The 22,966-nt window shown below is 58.3% G+C and carries 18 protein-coding genes; 4 read left to right on the top strand and 14 right to left on the bottom strand.

Annotated elements, in window-relative coordinates:
• The first annotated feature begins 156 nt into the window (after positions 1 to 156).
• From sppA to AAFH99_RS13165, 4 genes are all read left to right on the top strand, one after another.
• Complete coding sequence (gene sppA / locus AAFH99_RS13150) at positions 157 to 2,025, top strand: signal peptide peptidase SppA (RefSeq protein WP_406827944.1); 1,869 nt, start codon at positions 157 to 159, stop codon at positions 2,023 to 2,025.
• Positions 2,026 to 2,320: 295 nt separating this feature from the next.
• The gene (locus tag AAFH99_RS13155) at positions 2,321 to 3,169 is read left to right on the top strand and encodes a mannosyl-3-phosphoglycerate phosphatase (RefSeq protein ID WP_043315523.1); all 849 of its coding nucleotides are present in this window, start codon (positions 2,321 to 2,323) and stop codon (positions 3,167 to 3,169) included.
• Positions 3,170 to 3,202: 33 nt separating this feature from the next.
• Positions 3,203 to 4,426: a glycosyl transferase gene (locus AAFH99_RS13160; RefSeq protein ID WP_043315520.1), complete on the top strand. Its 1,224-nt coding sequence runs from the start codon at positions 3,203 to 3,205 to the stop codon at positions 4,424 to 4,426.
• Between the two features lie 46 nt (positions 4,427 to 4,472).
• Positions 4,473 to 6,227 (top strand): alpha-amylase family glycosyl hydrolase, encoded by a 1,755-nt coding sequence (locus AAFH99_RS13165; RefSeq protein ID WP_043315517.1) that lies wholly within the window; start codon positions 4,473 to 4,475, stop codon positions 6,225 to 6,227.
• A 38-nt stretch (positions 6,228 to 6,265) separates the two neighbouring features.
• Here AAFH99_RS13165 and AAFH99_RS13170 read toward each other — a convergent pair whose 3' ends face one another.
• The 14 genes from AAFH99_RS13170 to AAFH99_RS13235 all read right to left on the bottom strand — a co-directional run bounded on the left by AAFH99_RS13170 (position 6,266) and on the right by AAFH99_RS13235 (position 22,817).
• On the bottom strand, positions 6,266 to 7,252 hold the full coding sequence (locus AAFH99_RS13170) for an HPP family protein (protein ID WP_406827945.1): 987 nt from the start codon (positions 7,250 to 7,252) through the stop codon (positions 6,266 to 6,268).
• 45 nt (positions 7,253 to 7,297) lie between these two features.
• The gene (locus AAFH99_RS13175; RefSeq protein WP_043317749.1) at positions 7,298 to 8,548 is read right to left on the bottom strand and encodes an MFS transporter; all 1,251 of its coding nucleotides are present in this window, start codon (positions 8,546 to 8,548) and stop codon (positions 7,298 to 7,300) included.
• 134 nt (positions 8,549 to 8,682) lie between these two features.
• Complete coding sequence (locus AAFH99_RS13180) at positions 8,683 to 10,737, bottom strand: DUF3488 and DUF4129 domain-containing transglutaminase family protein (RefSeq protein WP_406827946.1); 2,055 nt, start codon at positions 10,735 to 10,737, stop codon at positions 8,683 to 8,685.
• Positions 10,734 to 11,753, bottom strand: coding sequence for a DUF58 domain-containing protein (locus tag AAFH99_RS13185; RefSeq protein ID WP_051686813.1), 1,020 nt, complete (start codon positions 11,751 to 11,753; stop codon positions 10,734 to 10,736). The genes AAFH99_RS13180 and AAFH99_RS13185 overlap by 4 nt, the downstream gene beginning before the upstream one ends.
• Positions 11,754 to 11,775: 22 nt before the next feature.
• Positions 11,776 to 12,687, bottom strand: a complete 912-nt coding sequence (locus tag AAFH99_RS13190) for a MoxR family ATPase (RefSeq protein ID WP_043315510.1) — start codon at positions 12,685 to 12,687, stop codon at positions 11,776 to 11,778.
• Between the two features lie 98 nt (positions 12,688 to 12,785).
• Entirely contained in the window at positions 12,786 to 13,970 is a 1,185-nt protein-coding gene (locus tag AAFH99_RS13195; protein ID WP_043315508.1) for an O-succinylhomoserine sulfhydrylase, read from the bottom strand.
• A 557-nt stretch (positions 13,971 to 14,527) separates the two neighbouring features.
• Positions 14,528 to 16,012 (bottom strand): amidophosphoribosyltransferase, encoded by a 1,485-nt coding sequence (purF, locus tag AAFH99_RS13200; RefSeq protein ID WP_043315506.1) that lies wholly within the window; start codon positions 16,010 to 16,012, stop codon positions 14,528 to 14,530.
• A gap of 68 nt (positions 16,013 to 16,080) precedes the next feature.
• Complete coding sequence (locus AAFH99_RS13205) at positions 16,081 to 16,578, bottom strand: CvpA family protein (RefSeq protein WP_043315503.1); 498 nt, start codon at positions 16,576 to 16,578, stop codon at positions 16,081 to 16,083.
• A 167-nt stretch (positions 16,579 to 16,745) separates the two neighbouring features.
• Positions 16,746 to 17,453 (bottom strand): SPOR domain-containing protein, encoded by a 708-nt coding sequence (locus AAFH99_RS13210; protein WP_051686812.1) that lies wholly within the window; start codon positions 17,451 to 17,453, stop codon positions 16,746 to 16,748.
• A 40-nt stretch (positions 17,454 to 17,493) separates the two neighbouring features.
• The gene (gene folC / locus AAFH99_RS13215) at positions 17,494 to 18,756 is read right to left on the bottom strand and encodes a bifunctional tetrahydrofolate synthase/dihydrofolate synthase (protein ID WP_406827947.1); all 1,263 of its coding nucleotides are present in this window, start codon (positions 18,754 to 18,756) and stop codon (positions 17,494 to 17,496) included.
• Positions 18,757 to 18,996: 240 nt separating this feature from the next.
• Positions 18,997 to 19,851: an acetyl-CoA carboxylase, carboxyltransferase subunit beta gene (gene accD, locus AAFH99_RS13220; protein ID WP_406827948.1), complete on the bottom strand. Its 855-nt coding sequence runs from the start codon at positions 19,849 to 19,851 to the stop codon at positions 18,997 to 18,999.
• Positions 19,852 to 20,115: 264 nt separating this feature from the next.
• Positions 20,116 to 20,928 (bottom strand): tryptophan synthase subunit alpha, encoded by an 813-nt coding sequence (gene trpA / locus AAFH99_RS13225; RefSeq protein ID WP_231491368.1) that lies wholly within the window; start codon positions 20,926 to 20,928, stop codon positions 20,116 to 20,118.
• An 11-nt stretch (positions 20,929 to 20,939) separates the two neighbouring features.
• Entirely contained in the window at positions 20,940 to 22,160 is a 1,221-nt protein-coding gene (trpB, locus tag AAFH99_RS13230; protein WP_043315493.1) for a tryptophan synthase subunit beta, read from the bottom strand.
• 3 nt (positions 22,161 to 22,163) lie between these two features.
• On the bottom strand, positions 22,164 to 22,817 hold the full coding sequence (locus tag AAFH99_RS13235) for a phosphoribosylanthranilate isomerase (protein WP_406827949.1): 654 nt from the start codon (positions 22,815 to 22,817) through the stop codon (positions 22,164 to 22,166).
• Positions 22,818 to 22,966 lie beyond the last annotated feature (149 nt).

Raw genomic sequence — 22,966 nt, forward strand, 5'->3', positions numbered from 1 at the left:
GTTTTTGCAGAGCCCCCATGGATGGGTTGAGGGGGGGCGCCTAGCCCGTGTCTCGCGAGGCTATACCCGGCAGTAGTGACGCCACAGTGCTAATTAAGAACTTCCAAGGGCCACAAGAAAGAAGCCCCATAGACCGAACAACAAGGAGTTTCAGGTTTGACCGAATCAACACGACGTCGCGGCCTTATTCGTCGCTTTTTTGGCGCCATTGGTGGAGCCATCACCTGGCTGCGCCGGGTATTCACCAACATCCTCTTCCTTCTTTTGCTCCTGTTTATCGGCATGGCCATCTTCGGCGGTGAAGAGCGCATCACCGTACCCCAGGGCGGCGCCCTCAAAGTTGCCCCCGGCGGCTTCCTCGTCGACGAAGTCAGCCAACCCAGTGGCGTTCCCAGTTTCCTGGGCGGCCCCGCCTCACCACCGGAAACCCGCGTAAAAGACCTCGTCGACGCCATCGACGCCGCCGCCAGCGACAACCGTATCAGCGCACTCGTGCTCGAACTCGATCACCTCGCCGGCGCCAGCCTCAGCAAACTCGAAGAAGTCGGCGAAGCCGTACAGCGCTTCAAAGCCAGTGAAAAACCGGTCTACGCCATCGGCGACAACTACACCCAGGGGCAGTACTTCCTCGCCAGCCACGCCGACAAGGTCTATATGAACCCCATGGGCTCCCTACTGCTCACCGGCTTCGGCAGCTACCGCAACTACTACAAAAGCGCCCTGGATAAGCTGAAAATCAACTTCCACGTGTTCCGTGTGGGCGATTACAAAGACTTTATCGAACCCTACACCCGCGACGACATGTCTCCCGCCTCCCGGGAAAACAACGCCCGCTGGTTGCACCAGCTGTGGAACGAGTACACCGAACAGGTCACCGGCCTGCGCAACCTGCCGCCCAACGCCATCGACAGCTACATTGCCAACCTGCCGCAAAACCTACGCGCAGAAGGCGGCAGCTGGGCCAAAGCCGCACTGGCCAACAAGTTTGTCGACAAGCTGCTCACCCGCCGCGCCGCCATCGAAGAGCTGCAGGAAGTGGTTGGCGTCGCCAACGACGACAAATCCCAGTACAGCGGCATCTACGCCCACGATTACCTGCGTCAGGTCAAACTCACCAACCTGCCGGACCCCCGTCTGCAGAAAGATAAAATTGGCCTGATCAGTGCCGCCGGCGCCATCATCGATGGCGAAGCGCCTGCGGGACAGATCGGTAGTACCACGCTCGGTAAACTGATTGCCGAGGCCCGCGAGAAAAACGTCAAGGCGCTGGTACTGCGTATTGACAGCCCCGGCGGCTCCGCCTTCGCTTCCGAGGCCATTCGCCAGGAGCTACTCGCTACCCGCGAAGCCGGTATTCCCGTAGTGATCTCCATGGGCAGCGTCGCCGCCTCCGGTGGCTACTGGATTTCTGCCGGCGGCGATCGCATCTGGGCATCCCCCTCCACCATTACCGGCTCCATTGGTGTGTTTGGCGCCTTCCCCACTTTCGAAGACTCCCTGGAACACCTGGGCATCTACAACGACGGCGTGGGCACCACCGAACTAGCGGGCACCATGCGCCTCGACCGCGCCCTGCCAGAGGCCGCCGCAAACATCTTGCAACAGGGCGTAGAACACACCTACGCGCAATTCCTGCAGTTGGTCGCGGAAGCGCGCAACAGTACGCCGGAGGAAATTCATAAAATCGCCCAGGGCCAGGTCTGGACCGGCCGCGCCGCCCACGAACTGGGTCTGGTAGATGAACTGGGCAACCTCAACGATGCCATCGCCGATGCCGCGCAGCTGGCCGAGCTGGAAAAGTATGAAGTGATGGAAATTCAGCGCGAGCTGACCCCGAGCGAAAAAATCATGCGCGCCCTGGCGGAAAATGTGGACGCCCATGTCTCTGCCAGCGTGGAGCGCAACCTGCCGCTGGGTGCCTGGCTGAACAGCGTTCGTCCGGCGGTACAGCCCCTGGCGGAACTGCAAACCTTTAAAGATCCCCGCGCACTCTATGCGCGCTGCCTGGGGTGCTCCGCGCCCTGATCGCCTTTTAAAGCCTCACCGGCTGTGCCGGTGGGGCTTTCCCTCCCTCCTGCGCGCACCACTGCGGTGCAATCATAAAATTAGCCTGCAGTGTGCTCACCAATACGATGCAGGTTCCGCACATTTCTGGCCCGACAAATCCGAACTAAAAGATTCTGACGCCAATCCACTGCTCTGAACCGGTGCAATGGCTCGTTTTCCTCTGACTGGCACTATTTTTGGATTACCTAATTAGCGCACGCATTTTTTCGTGCCGACGCCAGGCCAGAAAAAGAAGCCAGAAAAACGGAATCGAATGACGACAATAGCGAGCCCGAAAACCCAATGGCTAATCGCCAGTGATCTGGACGGCACTCTGCTGGATCATTTCAGCTACTCCCACCAGCCTGCCGATGCCACCCTGCAACAGCTGGAATCCGCCGGTATACCGGTGATCCTCAACAGCAGTAAAACCCGCGATGAAATGCTGGCCCTGCGGGATGCGCTGCAGAACCAGCACCCGTTTATTGTTGAAAACGGATCGGCGATTTTTATACCCGCGGGATATTTTCCGAATAAGCCGGAGTTGGCACGGGAAGAGGATGGTTACTGGGTGCTGGAGCCAGGCGCACAGCGCCAGAGCATTGTGGACTTTCTGCACAACGACGGCGAAAGCCACGGTGTGCCCTACCTGAGTTTTTCCTCCGCCAGCAATGAGGAAATCGTCGCAGCTACGGGCCTGAACGCCAGTGAAGCGGAACAGGCCAACCGCCGCGGCTATTCCGAGCCGCTGTTATGGCGCGGTAACGAACAAGAAAAAGCTGCCTTTGCCGCCCGTGCCAATGCCGCCGGCTTCGCCACTCTCCAGGGCGGACGTTTCCTGCATGTGTTGGGACAAACCGACAAAGGCCAGGCGACAAAGTTGCTGAAGAAGACCTACCAGCACTACACCGACCGTTCGTGCAAGCTGATCGCCAGTGGCGACGGGCCCAATGATCTGGACATGCTGAAGATTGCCGACGTCGCTGTTATCGTGCGCTCGCCCTCCCACGCGCCCCCCGAATTACCTCATCATCCTGAACTGATCGTTACCCAGGAAACTGGCCCGTTGGGCTGGGCACTGGCCATTCAGGACATTCTCGCCACCGAACTTCTACCCTTGTAAAAACTTCTACCGTCGTAAAACAGGAAGCAAACCGTGACCGATTTTTTTCAGAATGGTGACATCACGACCCTGCACAATCTTTCCAACCGCAGCCTGGAGGATATGGAAGCGGACCTGATTCGCTTCTCTAAACACCGCCCTATGTCCCTGCTGCTTCCCTCTCTTTATTCAGAGCTCGAAGGCGAGGCGCTACCCAAGATTCTCGAAATACTGGCAGAAGTACCTTACCTTTCAGAAATTGTGATCGGGCTGGACCGCGCCAATGAAGACCAGTATCGGGATGCACTAAAGCAATTCAAAATCCTGCCGCAGCACGTACGGGTATTGTGGAATGATGGCCCGCGCCTGCGCGAACTGGATGCACAGCTACAGCGAGATGGCCTCGCTCCCCAAGATGCGGGGAAAGGTCGAAACGTGTGGTACTGCCTGGGTTATATTCTCGCATCCCGTCGTGGCGAGGCCATTGCGCTACATGACTGTGACATCGTCACATATAACCGCATGATGCTCGCACGCCTGTTTTATCCAGTGGCCAATCCACAATTCAGTTACGAATTCTGCAAGGGTTATTACTCCCGCGTCGCCAACGGCAAAATCAACGGCCGCGTGTGCCGTCTCCTTGTCACTCCGCTGATCCGCACCTTGAAGAAAATATACGGCCACACCAAATATCTGGAGTACATGGACAGCTTCCGCTATTCGCTCGCTGGTGAATTTTCCTTCCGCCGCGATGTTATCAACGACCTGCGCATCCCCAGTGACTGGGGCCTGGAAATCGGTGTGCTATCTGAAATGCACCGGAACTACTCCACCAACCGACTGTGCCAAGTAGATATTGCCCACGCCTACGACCACAAGCACCAGGATGTATCCTTTGACGACGAACATTGCGGCCTATCAAAAATGTCCATTGATATAGCCAAATCGTTTTTCCGCAAGTTGGCCACCCAGGGCACCGTCTTTTCCTCGGAAACCTTCCGCAGCATCAAGGCTACCTACTTCCGTATTGCGCTGGATTTCGTGGAAACCTATCGCAATGATGCCCTCATAAACGGCCTCAATTTCGACATTCACAAAGAAGAGCAGACCGTCGAATTGTTTGCCAGCAATCTGGTAAAAGCCGGACAGGCATTTCTGGACAATCCAATGGAAACACCTTTTATACCAAGCTGGAACCGTATCACCAGTGCCGAACCCGGATTCCTGAAGCAACTGAAACAGGCCGTGGAAGCGGACTACGAAGAATACAACGCATAACAAAAAACAACGGCAAGACCAGCATCACAATGCAACGGGGGACACAGTGAATCAACCGACGGCGAACTTACCAATCGAGGAAGTTTTACATCAGAAGGTGGTGGATCACCTGGCATTTATCTATCCGGAACTTGAGGTCGAACCCATTGCTCAGGAACTGATTCGGACCATGCGTCTGGACGAAGACTGCCAGAGTCCCATCGCCCATAAGAATCTCTGGGACCAGACAGATATCGCGGTGATAACCTACGGGAACAGTATCCTGAACGATAACCAGCCACCGCTGAAAACCCTGCACCACTTCCTGCAGGCGCATTTTCCAATGCTGATCAACACGGTGCATATATTACCGTTCTTCCCCTATTCCAGTGACGACGGCTTTGCGGTGTCCGCCTATAAGCAGGTAGACCCAAGCCTCGGTGACTGGAGCGATATCCTGCGGATCAGTACCGACTTCCACCTGATGGCCGATCTGGTCATCAATCACTGCTCCGCCCAGCATGAATGGTTCTTGAATTATCAGGAAGGTATTGATCCAGGTAGCGACTTTTTTGTTGAGGCGGACCCGAAAGAAGACCTCACGAAAGTAGTGCGTCCGAGGGTTACCCCCCTACTGCGCGCCACCGATACGCCACGGGGTACCCGGCATGTGTGGTGTACATTTGGTCACGACCAGGTTGACCTGAATTTTGCCAATCCCAAAGTCCTGGCCAAGATCGTGGATATTATCCGCATGTATCTGGATATGGGGGTACGGGTATTCCGCCTGGATGCGGTTGCCTTTATCTGGAAAACTCTTGGCACCAACTGTCTGAATCTCGCAGAAACCCACGAAATCGTACGGTTATTGCGGACACTGATTGAACATGCCAACCCCAACGCGGTAATCATTACCGAGACCAATATTCCCAATCAGGAGAACCTGTCGTACTTCGGCAATGCCAACGAAGCACATTGCATCTACAACTTCTCCCTGCCCCCGCTACTGGTCAACACCCTGGTGACCGGCAACTGCCGCTATCTGAAAAACTGGCTGATGAGCATGCCACCGGCCCAGAACGGTACAACCTATTTCAATTTTATCGCCTCTCACGACGGTATCGGATTGAGGCCAGTAGAAGGTCTGCTGGATGACAGCGAGCAGGAAGCCCTGATTCAGACCATGGAGAATTTTGGCGGGCAGATTTCCTGGCGTGCACTGGATGACGGCAGCAATAAACCCTACGAGATCAACATTTCCCTATTTGACGCGTTAAAGGGAACTACCGAGGGGGAAGATAGCTGGCAACTGAACCGATTTATTTGCGCCCATGCGATTATGCTGGCACTTGAGGGCATTCCGGCGTTTTATCTGCACAGTCTTGTGGGCACCACCAATGACTATGAGCGCATGAAGGAACACGGCCACAACCGCGCCATCAATCGTCGTCAGTGGCAGGAACAGGAGTTGAATGAACGTCTGGCCAATCCGGAGACCCATCACCACCAGGTGTTTCACAAACTGCGCCGGCTGATCCAGTTGCGCCGTGAACAGCCGGCGTTCCACCCGAACGCGACCCAGTTTACCCTGCACCTTGGTGATCAGGTGTTTGCGTTCTGGCGCCAGAGTCTGGATCGCCGGCAGAGTATTTTCTGCCTGAACAATATTTCCGATCAGCCCCACACCATTCATCTGAACGCCATCAACCTGATTGGCACAGACCAATGGAAAGATTTGATCAGTGATGCGATATTCGACGATATGCTGGCGACAGTGACGCTGGATCCGTATCAGACCATGTGGATCAGCAACCGCTGGTAGTGACGTCTATTAAGCACAGGCAGTGCGACGGACCTCCGTCATTCGGGGTGTTCGTCGTCCACACTATCGCGGGATTTTACCCAGTGCCCGCCCTTCAGCTGCACTTCGAAGCGCGCCCACTGACGAAACTCTTCACGCAGGCAGATACCGGTATCGTAGGCGCCTTCCCCGGCGAGGACTTTATAAATGACGCGGTCCTTGGTCGGCGGTGGTTCCTGAGATTCGTCCACCACCTGCCGCACACTCCACAGTTTGCCCAACTTGCCATTACTGTAACAACGCCCGCCCACAATCTCCTGTGGGTGAACCACGTTGCGCTCCGCATGCTGCTTGGCCAATTCCAGTAATTCGGTAAGCCCTTCGGCTGTGATGTCCACGTAAGAATCCTGTTCCTGAATCGCCGCGGCAAAATCTTCCTGGGTAATTTCGGTTTCACGAGATTCAGGCTCCGCGGTAACGGGAGATTTTCGCCGCCGCCCGAGATGCACCGGGTAACGGCGCCAGTGAAACAGGCTGTTAAACGCAACCGCCACGGCGAGGATCAACAGGGCATTGGTCAAAATCGGTACCAGCAGAAAATCAAACCCCAATTGATACACCGCTTCACCGCCGGTAACGGCTGTCAGGGCCGTGGCACCGCCAGGTGGGTGGATACAGCGGAGGTAGTACATGGCCGCAACCGCAACCCCTACCGCCATGGCCGCCGCCAGCAGCTCGACACCAATCCAGCGGTGACAGAGAACACCCACCAGGGCCGAGACCAGATGCCCACCCACCAGCGGCCACGGCTGGGAAAGTGCGCCATGGGGAACCGCAAACAGCAATACGGCACTGGCCCCCATGGAAGCAATGATGAAATAGCTGGTGGAGATATCGATGACACCCGCAGACAGCGCCCGCTGAGTCACCCAGAACACCCCGAGAATTGCCAGTGCCGCTCCCAGGGCCGAAATCAGTTTTTCGCGATGGCTGGTGTTGTTTTTTTCAATACCCAGATAGGCGCGCAGCTCGCTGATCAGACGCAAAGTAACCCCCGTTGGTCAAAATGGCGCTATGAATTGATGTGGACGTTAAGGTTTCGGATTATCGTAGGAGCGGACGTTCAAGTGGCGCAGTGCGCCGCTTAGCCAGACCAGCACAAAGGCAAGCAGGCTGAAGATTCCCGCCCACCACAATGTGGCCAGTGGCGCGGTAAATTCACTTATGATACCTGCAGCAAGCGCACCGATGGCGGCAGAACCAAACAGGGAAAACTGATAAATGGAAATAATTCGGCTGCGCACCTGTTCCGGTGCCAGTAGTTGGACAATGGATTTACCAAGCGCCGCGGAGGCCGCCGCCACCGCACCCCAGCAGGCACACAACAGCATCAGACCAAGTGCGGTGGGGCCAAAACTGATGGCAATCAGTAATGCCGCGCTGTACAGCAGGCACATCAGAACACCGCGCCCCGGTTGGTCCCCCTGTCCCCGCCGTAACATAGTGATGGTGGCCAATACAGTACCCACCACAAAGGCAATCTGCAGCGACGCGTAGTAGCTGGCGCCGCGGCCGTAACTTTCAGCCATCAATGGCAACACCACCAAAAACACACCGATATGTACCAGGCCGTTAAAGCCCACCAGCAACACCAGTTCAAAAATGGCGCGACTCTTACGCACTTCCGCAAACCCTTCCAGCAACGCAGACGGTAATTTTTTCGCAGACACTTGCTTAGCCGGATCATTTTCGCGCAGGCAATAGAACAATACCGCTGCCCCAATCAGCACACCCACCTGGACCATCAGCAGCGGTTCTGCCCCCCAGTGATCGAAGCGGCTGGCCAGAAGCATCCCCATTGCCTGACCGCCGTATTGAGCCATCATCATCCAGGTCACCAAATGTTGCACATGACTCTCCTGAAGCGGCGTACCCACGTCCGGCTTGCGGGCTCCGCGCTGTACCAGGTTTTCCCGTGCAGGCTGCAGAAAAGCGGTGAAAAAACCGAGGCTGACTCCGTACGCCAGCAGTAACGTCAAACTGGGTATGGAATCCACAAGAAAAAATGCCAGCGCCCCATGACACAGAGCCAACCCGAGGCAAGATAACGCGGCGACACGCGCAGCATCGAAGCGATCCGCCAGGGCGCCACCAAATAGAAGAAAAATCAGATTGGGAAGTAAAACGGATGCCTGCACCCAGCTCAATTGCAAAGCGGGCAACTCCACTACCGACACGGCAATCCACGGCAGCAATATCACCTGCAGGCCAGTAGCCAGAGAGGTGCCGCTGAAGCCGAGCAGGAAGGTGCGTAGTCGAGCCGCCAGTGCGGGAAAAGCCATTGCAGAATCCGGAAAATCAATCACTCACCGCGGCCGCCCCTGAGCTTTGCCAGCAGTTGCAAAAATGGGGCGCTATTGTCCCACACTTTTACCCGGTGTTTTTACCTCGTACGCGCTCCAGCTCAACTTACCGATCAACGTGCCGACGTCGGTAGAGAATTGGTGGAAATACCAGAGCGCGCGGAAAGCCGCAGCGGCCAGAAGACTCGCACCAGACGCCGCAGCTGTTTGAGTGCTCCAGTGTCATCGGCGAAAGCGGCCTTCTCATAGGCGAGGGTGATACGTAGAACCATGGGACCAAGTGCCGGCCATTCCCGTTCGACCCTCCGTGCGTAATCTCCCGGGGCCTCACCGGGGTTGCGCGGCAATCCTGCACGCGCCATGCGCTTGCAAAAGCGCAGGTACACCCGGTCCGCCGGCGCTAGCGCGGGACCACGACTGGACAGTTTCAGCCAGATCAGCAATGCCACCAGAGCGATTGCCATCGGAGTCCCCAGGAAGATCGCCACACGCAAGGGGGATATTTCTCCCAGAAGGCGACGCAACAGGCCTTCCTGGCGCTCGGCATCGAAGCTCACCACCGTGCGATACCAACGGTAATTGATCATGTCCCACTGCAGCCGCAGGCGCGTAACAAAGGGAATTTTATGCAGTGGCAAAAACGCATCCTGCATGAATTCTTCGGCCGCGGCACTCTGCAGGCCGTCGCGAATTCGCTGGGGCGCTACGGAAGCGGTGGGATCCACACGTACCCAGCCGCGCTCCGGCAGCCAGATTTCCGCCCAGGCGTGCGCGTCGTACTGACGCACCAGCAGATATTCCTGCTGCTCTACCCACTCGCCTCCCTGATAGCCCGCCACCACCCGAGCAGGCACGCCGGCGGCGCGCATGGTAAATACGTAGCTGTTGGCGAAATGTTCACAGAATCCCTGCCGGGTACCGAACAGAAACTCGTCCACCGTGTTGGCGCCCAAGGCAGGTGGCTGCAGGGTGTAGGTAAAACTGCGGTTATACATGGTCAGCAGTGCCTGGGAAATGGCTTCCGCATCCATTCCCTCTTGCCGCCGCGCGACTGCCCAGGCCCGGGCCTCTGGGTTTCCAGAATCCGGCAGCTGCAGATGGCGGCGCAGCTCAGCCGCGCTCAATTGAGACTGTGCGGGAATACTGTCCCGGGGCCAGGAGCGCACATCGTAGGCCAGCCGGCTACCCACCGGATTCCGATATATCAGGGTATCTTCGTCAGTGGTACGCACCCCCCGGGTACCGGAATGGGGGGTTGCCATGGCAAACAGCCAGGGATTGTGACTGGCTTCCTGAATGACCTGATAACGATAGCGTGGCCCTACCGCGGGCAGACTTTGTTCGCCCTCACCCCGCACACGGGAACGGCGACCGGCCCAGCGATTACCGGTAATCCCCGGTTCACTCCAGCGGCGGCCGTCAAAGTGGGTGTACACCAACCCACGCCAGTAGCGCTGCTCCGGCGGCGGTACCGGGCCGTCGAAAGAGATGCGCAGTGCGGGCTTGTCGGATTTGGACAGGCGGCTGAAATCCCCCGGGCTCATGGAGTCACTGATTCCGGTGGAAGCAGCGGAGGTATTTTGCGGTACCGCCCATAGAGGCCCGAGGCGGGGCATGACCACAAACAGCACCAGCATTACCGGCACCGCCTGCGCAAGTAGCTTTGCAGACAGCCCCAAAGCCCGACCGGCACGCGCACTACCACTGCCCTGCTGCGCTACCAGGGCGGCGGTGATCACCAGCAGGCTGAACACACCATAGAGCGCATAGGGAATCGTCTGATCGAATACAAACAGGGTCGCGGCAAGAAAGTAGGCCAACATCAGGCTGAGCATTGCATCTCGCCGACTCAGGAGTTCGATATTTTTTAGAGTGAAAGACACCGCCAGCAGCGCCACCATGGGCTCAAGCGCAAACCAGCGCCGATACGTCATCGCCAAACCCGCCACCGCCAGACTGACCGCCACCAGTTTGACCACACGCCCGGGAATTTCCCGCCGCCCGCGAAACACTTCAAGGCGCCAGTAAACGGCGATACACCAGGCAAATACTAACCAGATGGGAAGATGAGCGAAGTGCGGCAACAGCACCACCAGTTGCGCGGCGAAGACCCAAAGCAGGCTCTCTCGCGGCAACAATGTCTGTAATTGCCCACTATGCACACTCATCCGACAACGCCTTTTACCGGAAACAGCGCCAACGCACTCAGCACTTTGTGCCGATGGGCGCTACCCAGTGCAGGTTCCACCGTCAGGCCGGGAAGCCGCAATCCATAGGCTACCTGAGCACGCTCCGCCTCCAGCACCCAGGCACACAGATTGCTCAGGCGGACCTCGGGCTCGCGCCCTGCCAGAAGATCCCAGTCCAGCCACAGGCGGGCATCACTGCCGGAGGCGTATTCCTTGCTGTACAGGTCACGTCCCCCGGCAAACTGTTTCCACGCGACGTGCCGCAGTGAGTCACCCGGCTGATAATTTTTCAGGCCGGCGAAATCATCGCCGCCGGCAGAAAAGCTTTTCTCCTGCTCCCCCTCGCCCACACTGACGCCCCAGGGCAGTGGGCCCGATGACTTCGGTTGTGGGTACGCCAGAAACTCCACATCCAGGTCCACCCAGCTCCAGCACTTGAACAACCCCAGGGGAAAGCGGCTCTCTACCCGAATACGCGGAGCGCGCACCTTGCCACGCCGGACCAGCGGCAGGTCCAGGCGGACTTCGACAGGCTCACCACCACTAACATCCACCAATCCTCCCTCTTCCGGTGGCCAGTTCAGGCGCACTCTTTCGTGTGTGCGCTTGCCGGTTTTTTCCACTGCGATTTTCGCAATGCCGAAATCCCCGGCAAAGGCGGGGTCAACGTCCTGCAGGCGCAGTTTAAGACCGGAAAGATTGGCAAAGGTGTGCACCGGCAAGACGACCATCAACCCCACCAACAGGAATACCAGTGCAAGCACCAGATTATTTTCATAATTGGTGCCGAGTAGCCACAACAGCAAAATCAGTAACAGGAAACCCATGCCCGCGGCAGTGGGCAGAACGAACAGTTTGCGATGGTTGAGCGTGACACTGGGCGCCGCCGGCAGGCGCCGGTCCAGCCAGCGGAGCCAACGCCGGTTTAGAGCACCAGCACTCAAAGAGCCAGAGGGTTCGCTGGCAGAGGCTTCAAAAGAGACTTTATCGAGCACGTGTGCGAAAACCCCATTTGCCTCAGGCGGCGATGATGTCTACCTGGTGCATCATACGCTCCACCAATTGGGTACCATCGGTACCGTCACTCTGCAATCGATGGCCGGCGACAGATGGTAGCACCGCCTGCAGATCCTCCGGCAGCAGGTGGCTGCGGTTGTGAATCAATGCCCAGGCGCGCGCGGCGTGCAGTAGTGCCAGCGCACCCCGCGGAGATAGGCCGACACCACATTCTGCACTCTGACGCGTGTGCTGTACCAGACGCTCCAGATAATCCAGCAGGGAGTCGGAGGCCTTAACCTGGTTCACCAGGCTCTGAAGTTTGCGCAACCCATCGGTATTGATACGTGGCTTGATCTGCGCCAGCTGCGCGCGTGGATCAACGCCTTTGAACAGGGCGCGTTCGGCTTCGCGGGTGGGGTAACCGAGGCTGATGCGCATCAGGAATCGGTCGAGCTGGGATTCCGGCAGAACAAACGTACCGGACTGCTGTAGCGGGTTCTGGGTAGCAATCACGAAGAACGGCTCGGGCAGCGGGCGGGTTTCACCATCGACACTGACCTGGCGTTCCTCCATCGCTTCCAGCAACGCACTCTGGGTTTTCGGCGAGCTGCGGTTGATTTCGTCGGCGAGCAGCACCTGGCTGAACACCGGGCCCTCGTGGAAACGGAACTGACCGGATTCCCGCTCAAAAATACTGACACCGATAATATCCGCAGGGAGCATATCGCTGGTGAACTGGACACGCTTGTAGCTGAGCCCCAGCACCTGAGCGAGTGCGTGCGCCAGGGTGGTCTTGCCCATACCCGGCAGGTCTTCGATCAACAGGTGGCCGCGGGCCAGCAGACAGGCCAGCGCCAACTTCACCTGATGTTCTTTTCCTAACAGGACCTTGCCGATGTCATCGACAATAGCGGAGATGATTTTTTGCACGGCAAATCCATTACTGCTCGGTTTTTCTTCAGTAAATGATAGGCCCCGGGATAAACGGGGCCATATATCATGTCACATTCCGCGCCATTGTGACTCTTTTACGCGAGTGCCGACAAGCCTCGCGCCAGATCGGCCTTCAGGTCTTCGACATTTTCCAGCCCGACGGAGACGCGGATCAGGTTCTCGGTAATACCTGCCTTCTCTTTATCCTCATCGCTCAAACGGCCGTGAGTGGTGGTGGCCGGGTGCACGATGGTGCTTTTGGCGTCACCCAGGTTAGCGGTTACCGAGAAGATCTTGCAGGCATCGATCACCTTCCAGGCTTCCTCACGACTACCGGCAACGGTGAAACTGAATACCGCGCCAAAGCCACTCTGCTGCGCCGCCGCAAGCTGGTGGTTGGGATGGCTGGGCAGGCCGACGTAATTGACCTTCTCCACCGCCCCCTGCTCCTTCAGCCACCAGGCGATATCCAGTGCGCTGGTACAGTGGGCGCGCATCCGCAGGTTTAGCGTTTCCAGACCTTTCAAGAAGACCCAGGCATTGAATGGGCTCAGGCTGGGGCCACAGGTGCGCAGGAATATGACGACTTCGTCCATTACCTCTTTCTTGCCCACAACTACACCGCCCAGACAACGGCCCTGGCCGTCGAGGAATTTGGTGGCGGAGTGCACAACAATGTCGGCGCCCAGCTCCAGCGGGCGCTGCAGTGCGGGGGTACAGAAGCAGTTATCAACCACCAGTTGCGCACCTGCGCTGTGGGCGAGATCCGCCATGGCGCGGATATCGGCGACTTCGCACAGAGGGTTGGACGGCGTTTCCATAAACAGCAGTTTGGTATCGCCATCCAGCGCGTCTTTCCAGGCCTGGAAGTCGGTCAGTTCCACGAAGCTGACTTTCACCCCGAATTTGATCATGTAGCGGGTAAACAGCGCGGTGGTGGTACCGAATACGCTGCGGGAACAGATCACCTTGTCGCCGCTTTTCAGGGTGGCCATACAGAGGCTCAAGATCGCCGCCATACCGCTCGAAGTCGCCACTGCCGCCTCCCCGCCTTCCATCGCGGCGATACGCTCTTCAAACATACGCACGGTGGGGTTTGTGTAGCGCGAGTAGACATTGCCGGGAGAATCCCCGGAGAAACGCGCGGCGGCTTCTGCCGCGGAGGGAAAGACGTAACTGGAGGTGGTGTAGATAGGCTCGGCGTGCTCGCCTTCCGCCGACCGGCTCTGGCCTGCCCGTACCGCCAGAGTTTCCAGTGCGTAGCCGTCGTCTTCAAACATGGATTAACCGTCCCGGGTTAGAAATTGCTGAGCCGGTAATCTTAACCCATGAAGGCGACTTAGGCAGGTCGAATCACCAAAGCTACGAAGTAAATAGATTTAATGCGAAGACAGAGTAGCGGGGATCCGTTTTCAAAAGCGTCGGCGACAGGGACGTCGCCGACGCAGCCTACATGGGTGAGGCAAGTGTTTGCGAAGCACTGCTTCGCACGCAGCCGAACGACGCCCATCTGCGATTGGCGGCCGGGCCCGCTTGCGGGTATTCACAGCGGTTTTGAAAACGGATCCCCGCTGCTCTGTCGCCAATACTGGCAAAAACGAAGCTCTTTTTACCACCGCGGTATGGAGAGCTACGTAGGTAGTGCACTGGCGGCACTGCTGCCGGGAGTTGTTTGCGAGACACGCCGTGAACCCATCCATGGGGGCTCTTCCGCGAGGTCCCTCTCGCGGAAGGTCTCGCAAACAACTCCCGGCATCAGCGCCTTAGCGATTGGCAAATACGCTTCGGCCCACCGATGGGTGGGCCGAAATATAAAAAGAGAAAGCTTTATTAGAGCTTACAGCGAACTCTCGTTGCCTTTCCCTTTCGCGTTGTCGTTACGCGCCGCATGCAGGCTGTCCAGGTACTCTTCGGTAACATCACCGGTGATGTACTTGCCATCAAATACCGCGCAATCGAATTCCTTGATTTCGGTATTACCGTCAGCAGAAGAAACAATCAGCTCATCGAGGTCCTGATAAATCAGCCAGTCTGCACCGATCTCTTCACACACTTCTTCGGTGGTGCGGTTGTGGGCAACCAGCTCGGTGGCAGAAGGCATATCGATGCCGTACACGTTCGGGTATTTCACCGCCGGAGCGGCAGAGGCGAAATACACCTTGTTGGCACCCGCATCGCGCGCCATCTGGATGATCTGCTTACAGGTAGTCCCGCGCACGATGGAATCGTCCACCAGCAATACATTCTTACCGCGGAATTCCAGCTCGATCGGGTTCAACTTCTGGCGAACAGACTTTTTACGCTGCTTCTGACCCGGCATGATAAAGGTACGGCCGATATAGCGGTTCTTCACCATGCCTTCCCGGAATTTCACGCCCAGACGGTGCGCCACCATCTGGCCGGCGGAGCGGGAGGAATCCGGGATCGGGATCACTACATCAATATCGTGGTCCGGGCGCTCACGCAGGATTTTCTCGGCCAGGTGCTCACCCTGACGCAGGCGCGCCTTGTGTACGGAAACGCCGTCCATGATGGAGTCCGGGCGGGCAAAGTATACGTGTTCGAAAATACACGGACGCAGTTGCGGGTTTTCCGCACACTGCTCGGAGTGCACAGTGCCGTCCAGCTCGATGTAGATACATTCACCCGGCGCAACGTCGCGCACCAGGGTGTAGCCGAGCACGTCCAGCGCTACGGATTCCGAGGCCACCATATATTCGGTGCCCTTATCGGTCTCGCGCTTGCCGTACACCAGCGGACGGATGCCGTTGGGGTCGCGGAAGGCCACTACGCCGTAGCCAACAATCATCGCCACACAGGCGTAGCCACCGCGTACACGTTTGTGCACGGCACGCATGGCGGTGAAGATGTCTTCGGCTTTGGGTTGGAGTTTGTGCTGCTTGTGCAGCTCGTGGGCAAATACGTTGAGCAGGACTTCGGAGTCGGAATCGGTGTTAATGTGGCGCAGGTCCTGCTGGAAGATCTGATCCTTCACCTCGTTGACGTTGGTGAGGTTGCCATTGTGGGCCATGGCGATGCCGTAGGGGGAGTTGACGTAGAACGGCTGGGCCAGTGCCGGGCCGGAGCTTCCGGCGGTTGGGTAGCGCACATGACCGATACCGAAGTTGCCAGTCAGGCGCTGCATATGGCGCGCGCGGAAGACGTCGCGCACCAGGCCATTGGCCTTTTGCTGATTCAGGCGGTCGCCATCACAGGTGACGATGCCGGCGGCGTCCTGGCCACGGTGCTGCAACAGAGTGAGCGCGTCGTACAACTGCAGATTGACGTCACTCTTACCGACGATTCCAACGATGCCACACATACTTCAGATAACCCCAGTCAATTCGAAATGGTCATGGTGATCCCGCGCCGCCTCCCGCAGCCCATCGATCAGTCAATTTGCCCTGCGAAGAAATCCTTGATCGCGCCTGCCGCTTCGCGCGCGCGGTCCTCAAATTCGAGAAAATGCGGTATGAACGTCGATTGCTGCCACCAGCCGTCCTGATCCACCGGCGCCAGCGCCGGAGCAAAGATCAGCAACGCCATCACGATGATGCAGCCGCGAAACAGACCAAACACCATACCCAACACCCGGTCAGTGCCCGACAGGCCGGTAGCCTCTACGAACGCAGACAGAGTCATATTCAGGCCGGCTCCTGCCAGCAAGGTAAAGATGAACAGTATGGAAAAGGCGGCAATGGCCTGTAGTGAAGGCGTATCGACGAGGTTGGAGAGCAATGGCGCCAGCTGGTCGCGAAACATCATCGCCACTACGAATGCCGCCACCCAGGTGAGCAGCGACAGTACTTCGCGCACGAAGCCTCGGCTCAAGCCGATCAGCGTGGAGATGGCGACGATTGCCAGAATGGTCCAGTCAGCCCAGTTCATTCAACCCTACCTGCTACGCGGCGGCTGCCGCGAAGAGCGCGCATTCTAACTTACCGACCGGGACCAGTGAAGCAGTTCACCAAATCCATTGGCCGAATTCACTGACAGGTACTGGAAAAGACCCGGCAAAAGGAGTGCATGGTAAGGTCACGCATCAGCGGGTGGTATCAGGCCCGGTATCGCAGTATCAGGGTCTCGGTCTTGAGTAGCTTGTCCAGCTTCTGCTTTTCCGACTGAGCGTCCACCCTGCTCAACTTGGGCCCCACAAATACCCGCACAAAACGCCCCTTGGGTGTATCCACGGCGCGGGTATAGGCACGGAACCCCGCATCCATCAGTTTCGTGCGCATACGGTCTGCACTGGTCGCTTCTTTATAGGCCGCCACCTGAATAACCCAACCTTCCGGTAACCCCTGCTCATCCAGCTGGGTTTCCTCTGCCGGCAATTGCAATTGCGCAGTGGTCTGCGCGGCTGATGGCTCAGCGGGGGCTGGTTCAGCATGCGTCACGGGTTCCGGCTCGGCAGGCACCTCTGGCTCAAGCGAAACCGCTTCCGGATCCGGTGCTGGACCCGCCTGCTCTACGAAATCCGGCTGGAATACCTCATTCACTGGCGGCGCCGGCTCGATATCTGCGACCGGCTGCGGCTCGGCAATGGAGATCGGCTTGATATCGGGGGGGGGCGGAATCTGGCTGGTGACATCGATATAGCGCGCCCCTTCCCGATCGAACAGCGTCGGCAGGAAAATCACCGCAAGCGCCGCAAGCACCAGCGCGCCGACAATACGCTGCTTGACCCCGTCGTTTAGCCGACGCGGCGTGCCGCCATGGCGTTGTTGCGTGTTGGAATAGGAATCGCTGTCCCGGCCGGCCATGTGTCTGCTCTCTTGGGCTGTTGGAGGGGCTATAGAAGAACTATCGGGCTCCACCGAGCCGCTCTATTTCCGACAATACCTCCGCAACGGTAAAGAAAGAACCAAAGACAAGCAACCTGTCTGCTTCACCTATTGCTCCCAATGCCACCGGCAACTGTTCCGCCACCGGCGCGCAGCGATCGGAAACCCGCTCCCCGGCAACTCCCACGGCAGCGAGCCCCTGCAGAATCTGCTGCGCACCCGCCGCGCGCGGGTTGCCCGGCAACAGTGCCGGAAACCAGTAATCCACAGTGTCTTTTAGCGGCTCAACCAATCCACCCAGATTCTTGTCCGCCATCACCGCCACCAGTGCCACCGTGCGCCCAGACACCGGATGACGCTCCAGCCAATCCGCCAGATATCCAGCCGCCGCCGGGTTGTGTCCCACATCCAGCAACAGATTGCGATCCTGCCAGTGCACCGCCTGACAACGCCCCGGCATCCGCAGTGTTTCCAACACCTCGCACACCTGCTCCGCCCCCGGTAACTCACCCGCGATCGCCAACGCCGTCACCGCCGCCGCCACACTGGCCGGCGGCAACTGCAGTTCCGGCACACCAAAACGCAACGCCGGCTCCGCCTGCAACGCATACTCCCCATCGCGCAGGGAAAACTCATGTCCAATAAAAAAGCTCTCACAGCCAAGCTTGCCGGAAATATCAATGACCGAAGCCGGCGGCTGCGGGTCCGCACACACAAATGTCTTACCCGCACGCAAAATCCCCGCCTTCTCCCGGCCAATCACCTCCCGGTCACTCCCCAACCAGGCCTCGTGATCCACCGCCACACTGGTAATGATCGAAATATCCGGATCGACGATGTTGACCGCATCCAGGCGACCACCCAGCCCCACCTCCAGCAAGGCAAAGTCGACCCCTGCCTGCTTGAACAGCCAGAACGCCGCCAGCGTGGTGAACTCGAAATACGTAAGGCTCACATCCCCACGGGCCTGATCCACCGCCTCAAATGCCGCGATCAATTGCTCGTCCGCAACCTCCTCGCCGTCGATGCGAATACGCTCGTTGAAGCGAAGCAAATGTGGCGAACTGTAGGCGCCCACGGTGTGATCCCCGGCGCGCAACAGTGCCTCCATGGTGCGCACACAACTCCCCTTGCCGTTGGTGCCACCCACGGTAATCACCCGGCGCGCCGGCGTTTCCACACCCAGCACACGCGCAACGGAGGACACACGCTCCAGGCCGAGTTCAATTTCTGTGGGGTGGAGTTTTTCCAGGCGAGAGAGCCAAGATTGAAGGTCGCGCATTAGGTCACCGGTGATTTGGTCAGGTGAAAAGATTTTAGCTAGGAAGAACAACTAGAGGGAGTTGATTCGAAGTGAAGAAGCCGAAGCGAAGGGAGCGCTGCCGGGTGGGCCTTTGTGAGACCTTCGAAAACATGGATGTTTTCGCAGAGCCCCCAGGGATGGGTTCACGGCGTGTCTCACAAAGGCCCACCCGGCAGCGGTCCCGCCACTGAGTTTGATCAGCGCGGGACCTAGGAAAAATCAGTTGTTGGATAGCTTGCCCAGAATCCGGCTAACCGTATTCCGCATGTCTTTGCGCGGAATAATCATATCAATCGCACCGTGCTCCAACAGGAACTCTGCGCGCTGGAAACCTTTCGGCAGTTTCTGACGAATGGTCTGCTCAATGATATTCGGCCCGGCAAAACCCGCACGCGCACCCGGCTCCGCCGCATTGATATCCCCCAGCAACGCCAGAGAAGCAGAAACACCACCGTACACCGGATCCGTCATGATCGAAATGTAAGGCACACCCGCCATACGCAGCTTTTCCAGCACCGCAGAAGTCTTCGCCATCTGCATCAGCGAGATCAACGCCTCCTGCATCCGCGCACCACCGGTGGCCGAAAAACAGACCAGCGGAATATTTTCTTCCAGCGCGCGCTGGGCCGCACGAGTGAACTTCTCACCCACCACGTAGCCCATGGATCCACCGTGGAAGGCGAACTCAAATGCCACCGCAACTACCGGCTTGCCCTCCAGCAAACCCTGCATCGCCACCAGCGCATCTTTCTCGCCGGTCGCCTTCTGCGCCTGGGTCAGACGGTCCTTGTACTTCTTCACGTCTTTGAACTTCAGACGATCCACCGGCTCCACATCCGTCGCCAGCTCCTCGCGATGCTCCGCATCGAGAAACATATCCAGACGGCGGCGGGCGCCAATACGGAAGTGGTGTTCGCACTTCGGACATACATCCAGATTGCGCTCCAGCTCCGGCAGGTACAGAGTAGAATCGCACTTGACGCACTTCTTCCACACACCTTCCGGCACCTTGCTGGCGCCAGCGCGGCGCTCAGTGCGAATCACAGACGGAACAATTTTTTCTAACCAGCTCATTCTGTTACCAAATCCAATGCTTGCCATTAAGCACCACGGCCAACCCGAAGCGCCCTGAATTCGTGTACTGCCGGCAAAGCTCCCAATTTAACAGGGAACCCCGCTATTTCCCGGGCCCAGCCTATATGACCGGCAATTCTAAAACCGCGAATTAAACCACTTTCAAAAAAATTGCACTTGGCCAGATAAGCCGCAAAATCGGGCTTTCTGGCCAAAAAGCATTGCGTGCCAGCTGGCGCTTGATTTATCGCCGGATAAGCACGCTCAGCCGTCGAGGGCGGAACGCATCTCCGCTACGATACCGCCAATGCGGTCCTTGGCTGCAGCACCATCGGCGGAGTCGCCCACCGCGGCAACCAGCACACTGCCCACCACCGCACCGTCGCCGTCCGCACTCACCGCTTTCGCGGAAGCACCGTCTTTGATGCCGAAGCCCACACACAGAGGCAGATTCGTATGACAGCGGATGCGTGCGAGGTTATCGCGCACGGAATCCAGATCCAGGTGGCCCGCGCCAGTGACGCCCTTCAGGGATACATAGTAGACAAAGCCACTGGCCAGCTTAGTGATCTGTGCAATGCGCTCGTCGCTGGTGGTGGGGGTCAACAGGAAAATGTTGCGCAACTCGCGGGCATTCAACAGATCGTTCAGCGGGCCAGCCTCTTCCGCCGGCAGGTCCACCGTCAGGGCGCCATCACCACCGGCTTCCTTCAACGCATCGGCAAAGGCTTCCGCGCCCATTTTCTCGATAGGGTTGGCGTACCCCATCAGAATGACCGGCGTCTCCTCATCCCTGCTGCGGAACTCCTTCAGCAATTCCAGGCATTTGCGCAGAGAAGCCTTCTGCTCCAGCGCGCGCTCGTGCCCCTTCTGGATTACCGGCCCTTCCGCCATCGGGTCGGAAAACGGTACGCCCAGCTCAATCAGGTCGGAGCCGCTGGCTACCAGCTGGTGCATCAGCTCCACGGTGTTTTCCAGACCACCGTCACCGGCAACGATATAAGTCACCAGCGCTTTGCGCCCTTCACTGCGCAATTTGGCGAATCGGCGATCAATTCGATTATTCAGTTCGCTCACCATCCCGCTCCTTACACTTCGATGCCGTCGATGGCGGCTACGGTGAAAATATCCTTGTCACCACGACCGGACAGGTTCACCACAATATTCTGATCCGGGCGCATGGTGGCCGCGAGCTTGAGGCCGTATGCCACCGCGTGACTGGATTCCAGTGCAGGAATGATGCCTTCCTTACGGGTCAGGGTGCGGAACGCAGTCAGCGCTTCATCGTCATTGGCAGTGACATAATCCACACGACCAATATCGTGCAACCAGGCGTGCTCGGGGCCCACACCCGGATAATCGAGACCGGCTGACACCGAGTGCGTCTCAATGATCTGACCGTCCTCATCTTCCATCAGGTAGGTGCGGTTGCCGTGCAGAATACCGGGTACGCCGTCATTCAGCGGTGCTGCATGGCGGCCGGTTTCCAGGCCGTCGCCGCCGGCCTCAACGCCGTACATTTTCACGGACTCGTCACCGAGGAACGGGTGGAACAGGCCGATGGCGTTGGAGCCGCCGCCGACGCAGGCAACCAGTGCGTCGGGCAACTGGCCAAACTGCTCCAGGCTCTGACGGCGCGCTTCGCGGCCGATGATGGAATTGAAGTCGCGCACCAGCTGCGGGTACGGATGCGGGCCGGCCACGGTGCCGATAATGTAGAAGGTATCGTCTACATTGGTCACCCAGTCGCGCATGGCTTCGTTCATGGCGTCTTTCAGGGTCTTGGAACCGGACTCTACCGGGATCACTTCCGCCCCCAGCAACTTCATGCGGTACACATTGGGGGACTGACGTTTGACGTCTTCCGCACCCATGTACACCGCGCATTTCAGGCCCAGGCGCGCGGCAACGGTCGCTGTGGCCACACCGTGTTGGCCTGCCCCGGTTTCCGCAATTACGCGTTTTTTGCCACTGTGCTTGGCCAGCAGCGCCTGGCCCACGGTGTTGTTCACCTTGTGTGCGCCGGTATGGTTCAGATCTTCCCGCTTGAGCCAGATTTTTGCCCCGCCCGCGGATTCCGTCAGCCGCTCCGCCAGATAAAGCGGCGAAGGGCGTCCCACATAGTGGGCCAGGTCATAGTCGAAGGCTGCCTGGAAATCCGCGTCGTTTTTCAGCCGCTGGTACATTTCCTGCAGTTCATCGAGGGCACTGATCAGGGTCTCGGAGACGAAGCGTCCACCGAACTCGCCGAAATGCCCGCGGGCATCCGGATAGGCCCCGAAATCGATGGGCGAACTGGGTTTAGTCACTGCTCAAACTCCTTGGGTCAATGCGTTACTGCGCGCGCCGCTGCCTGCGGCGTTACGGGCGGCACGAATAAATGCGCGCACTTTATGGGGATCTTTGCGGCCCGGGGCGGCTTCCACACCGCCGCTGACATCCACACCGTGAGGGTTCGCCGCAGCAATGGCCTCGGCCACATTCTCGAGGTTGAGGCCACCGGCCAGAATGATGTGGCGCTCACTGCCCTGCGGTACGCGCTGCCAGTCAAAAGTGTCTCCGGTGCCACCGGGGACTCCCTTGCGATAGGCATCCAGCAGGATGCCACGGGCATCGGGATAGGCGGCCATGGCTTCCACCGGATCCAGTCCGGGCTTCATGCGCAGGGCCTTCATGTACGGGCGGTGGAACTGACGGCAATAGGGCGCGTTCTCATCGCCGTGAAATTGCAGCAAATTCAGCGGCACCAGTTTCAGGATATCTTCCACGTCCTGCGGATGCGCATCCACGAACAGACCGGTCAGTACCGCAAACGGAGATACCGCACTGGCAATTTCTGCCGCACGTTCAGCGGTTACATGGCGGGGGCTAGGCGGATAGAACACCAGCCCCAACGCGTCCGCACCGGCATCCACCGCCAGGCGAGCGTCTTCGACACTGGTAATTCCGCAGATCTTTACGCGCATAATCCATTAATCGTCTGTGTGGAATGACACACCTGTACCGCCAGACCGACGCGATACGTCGAACTTCCCGGACGCTGGCAGCATAAGAACTTGGAGAGCAGGCGATACTAGCAGATCGGCGGGCGCGACGAAACGCGCAGGTCAGTGCT

The sequence above is a fragment of the Microbulbifer sp. ARAS458-1 genome (assembly GCF_045348205.1).
Taxonomy (GTDB): Bacteria; Pseudomonadota; Gammaproteobacteria; order Pseudomonadales; family Cellvibrionaceae; genus Microbulbifer.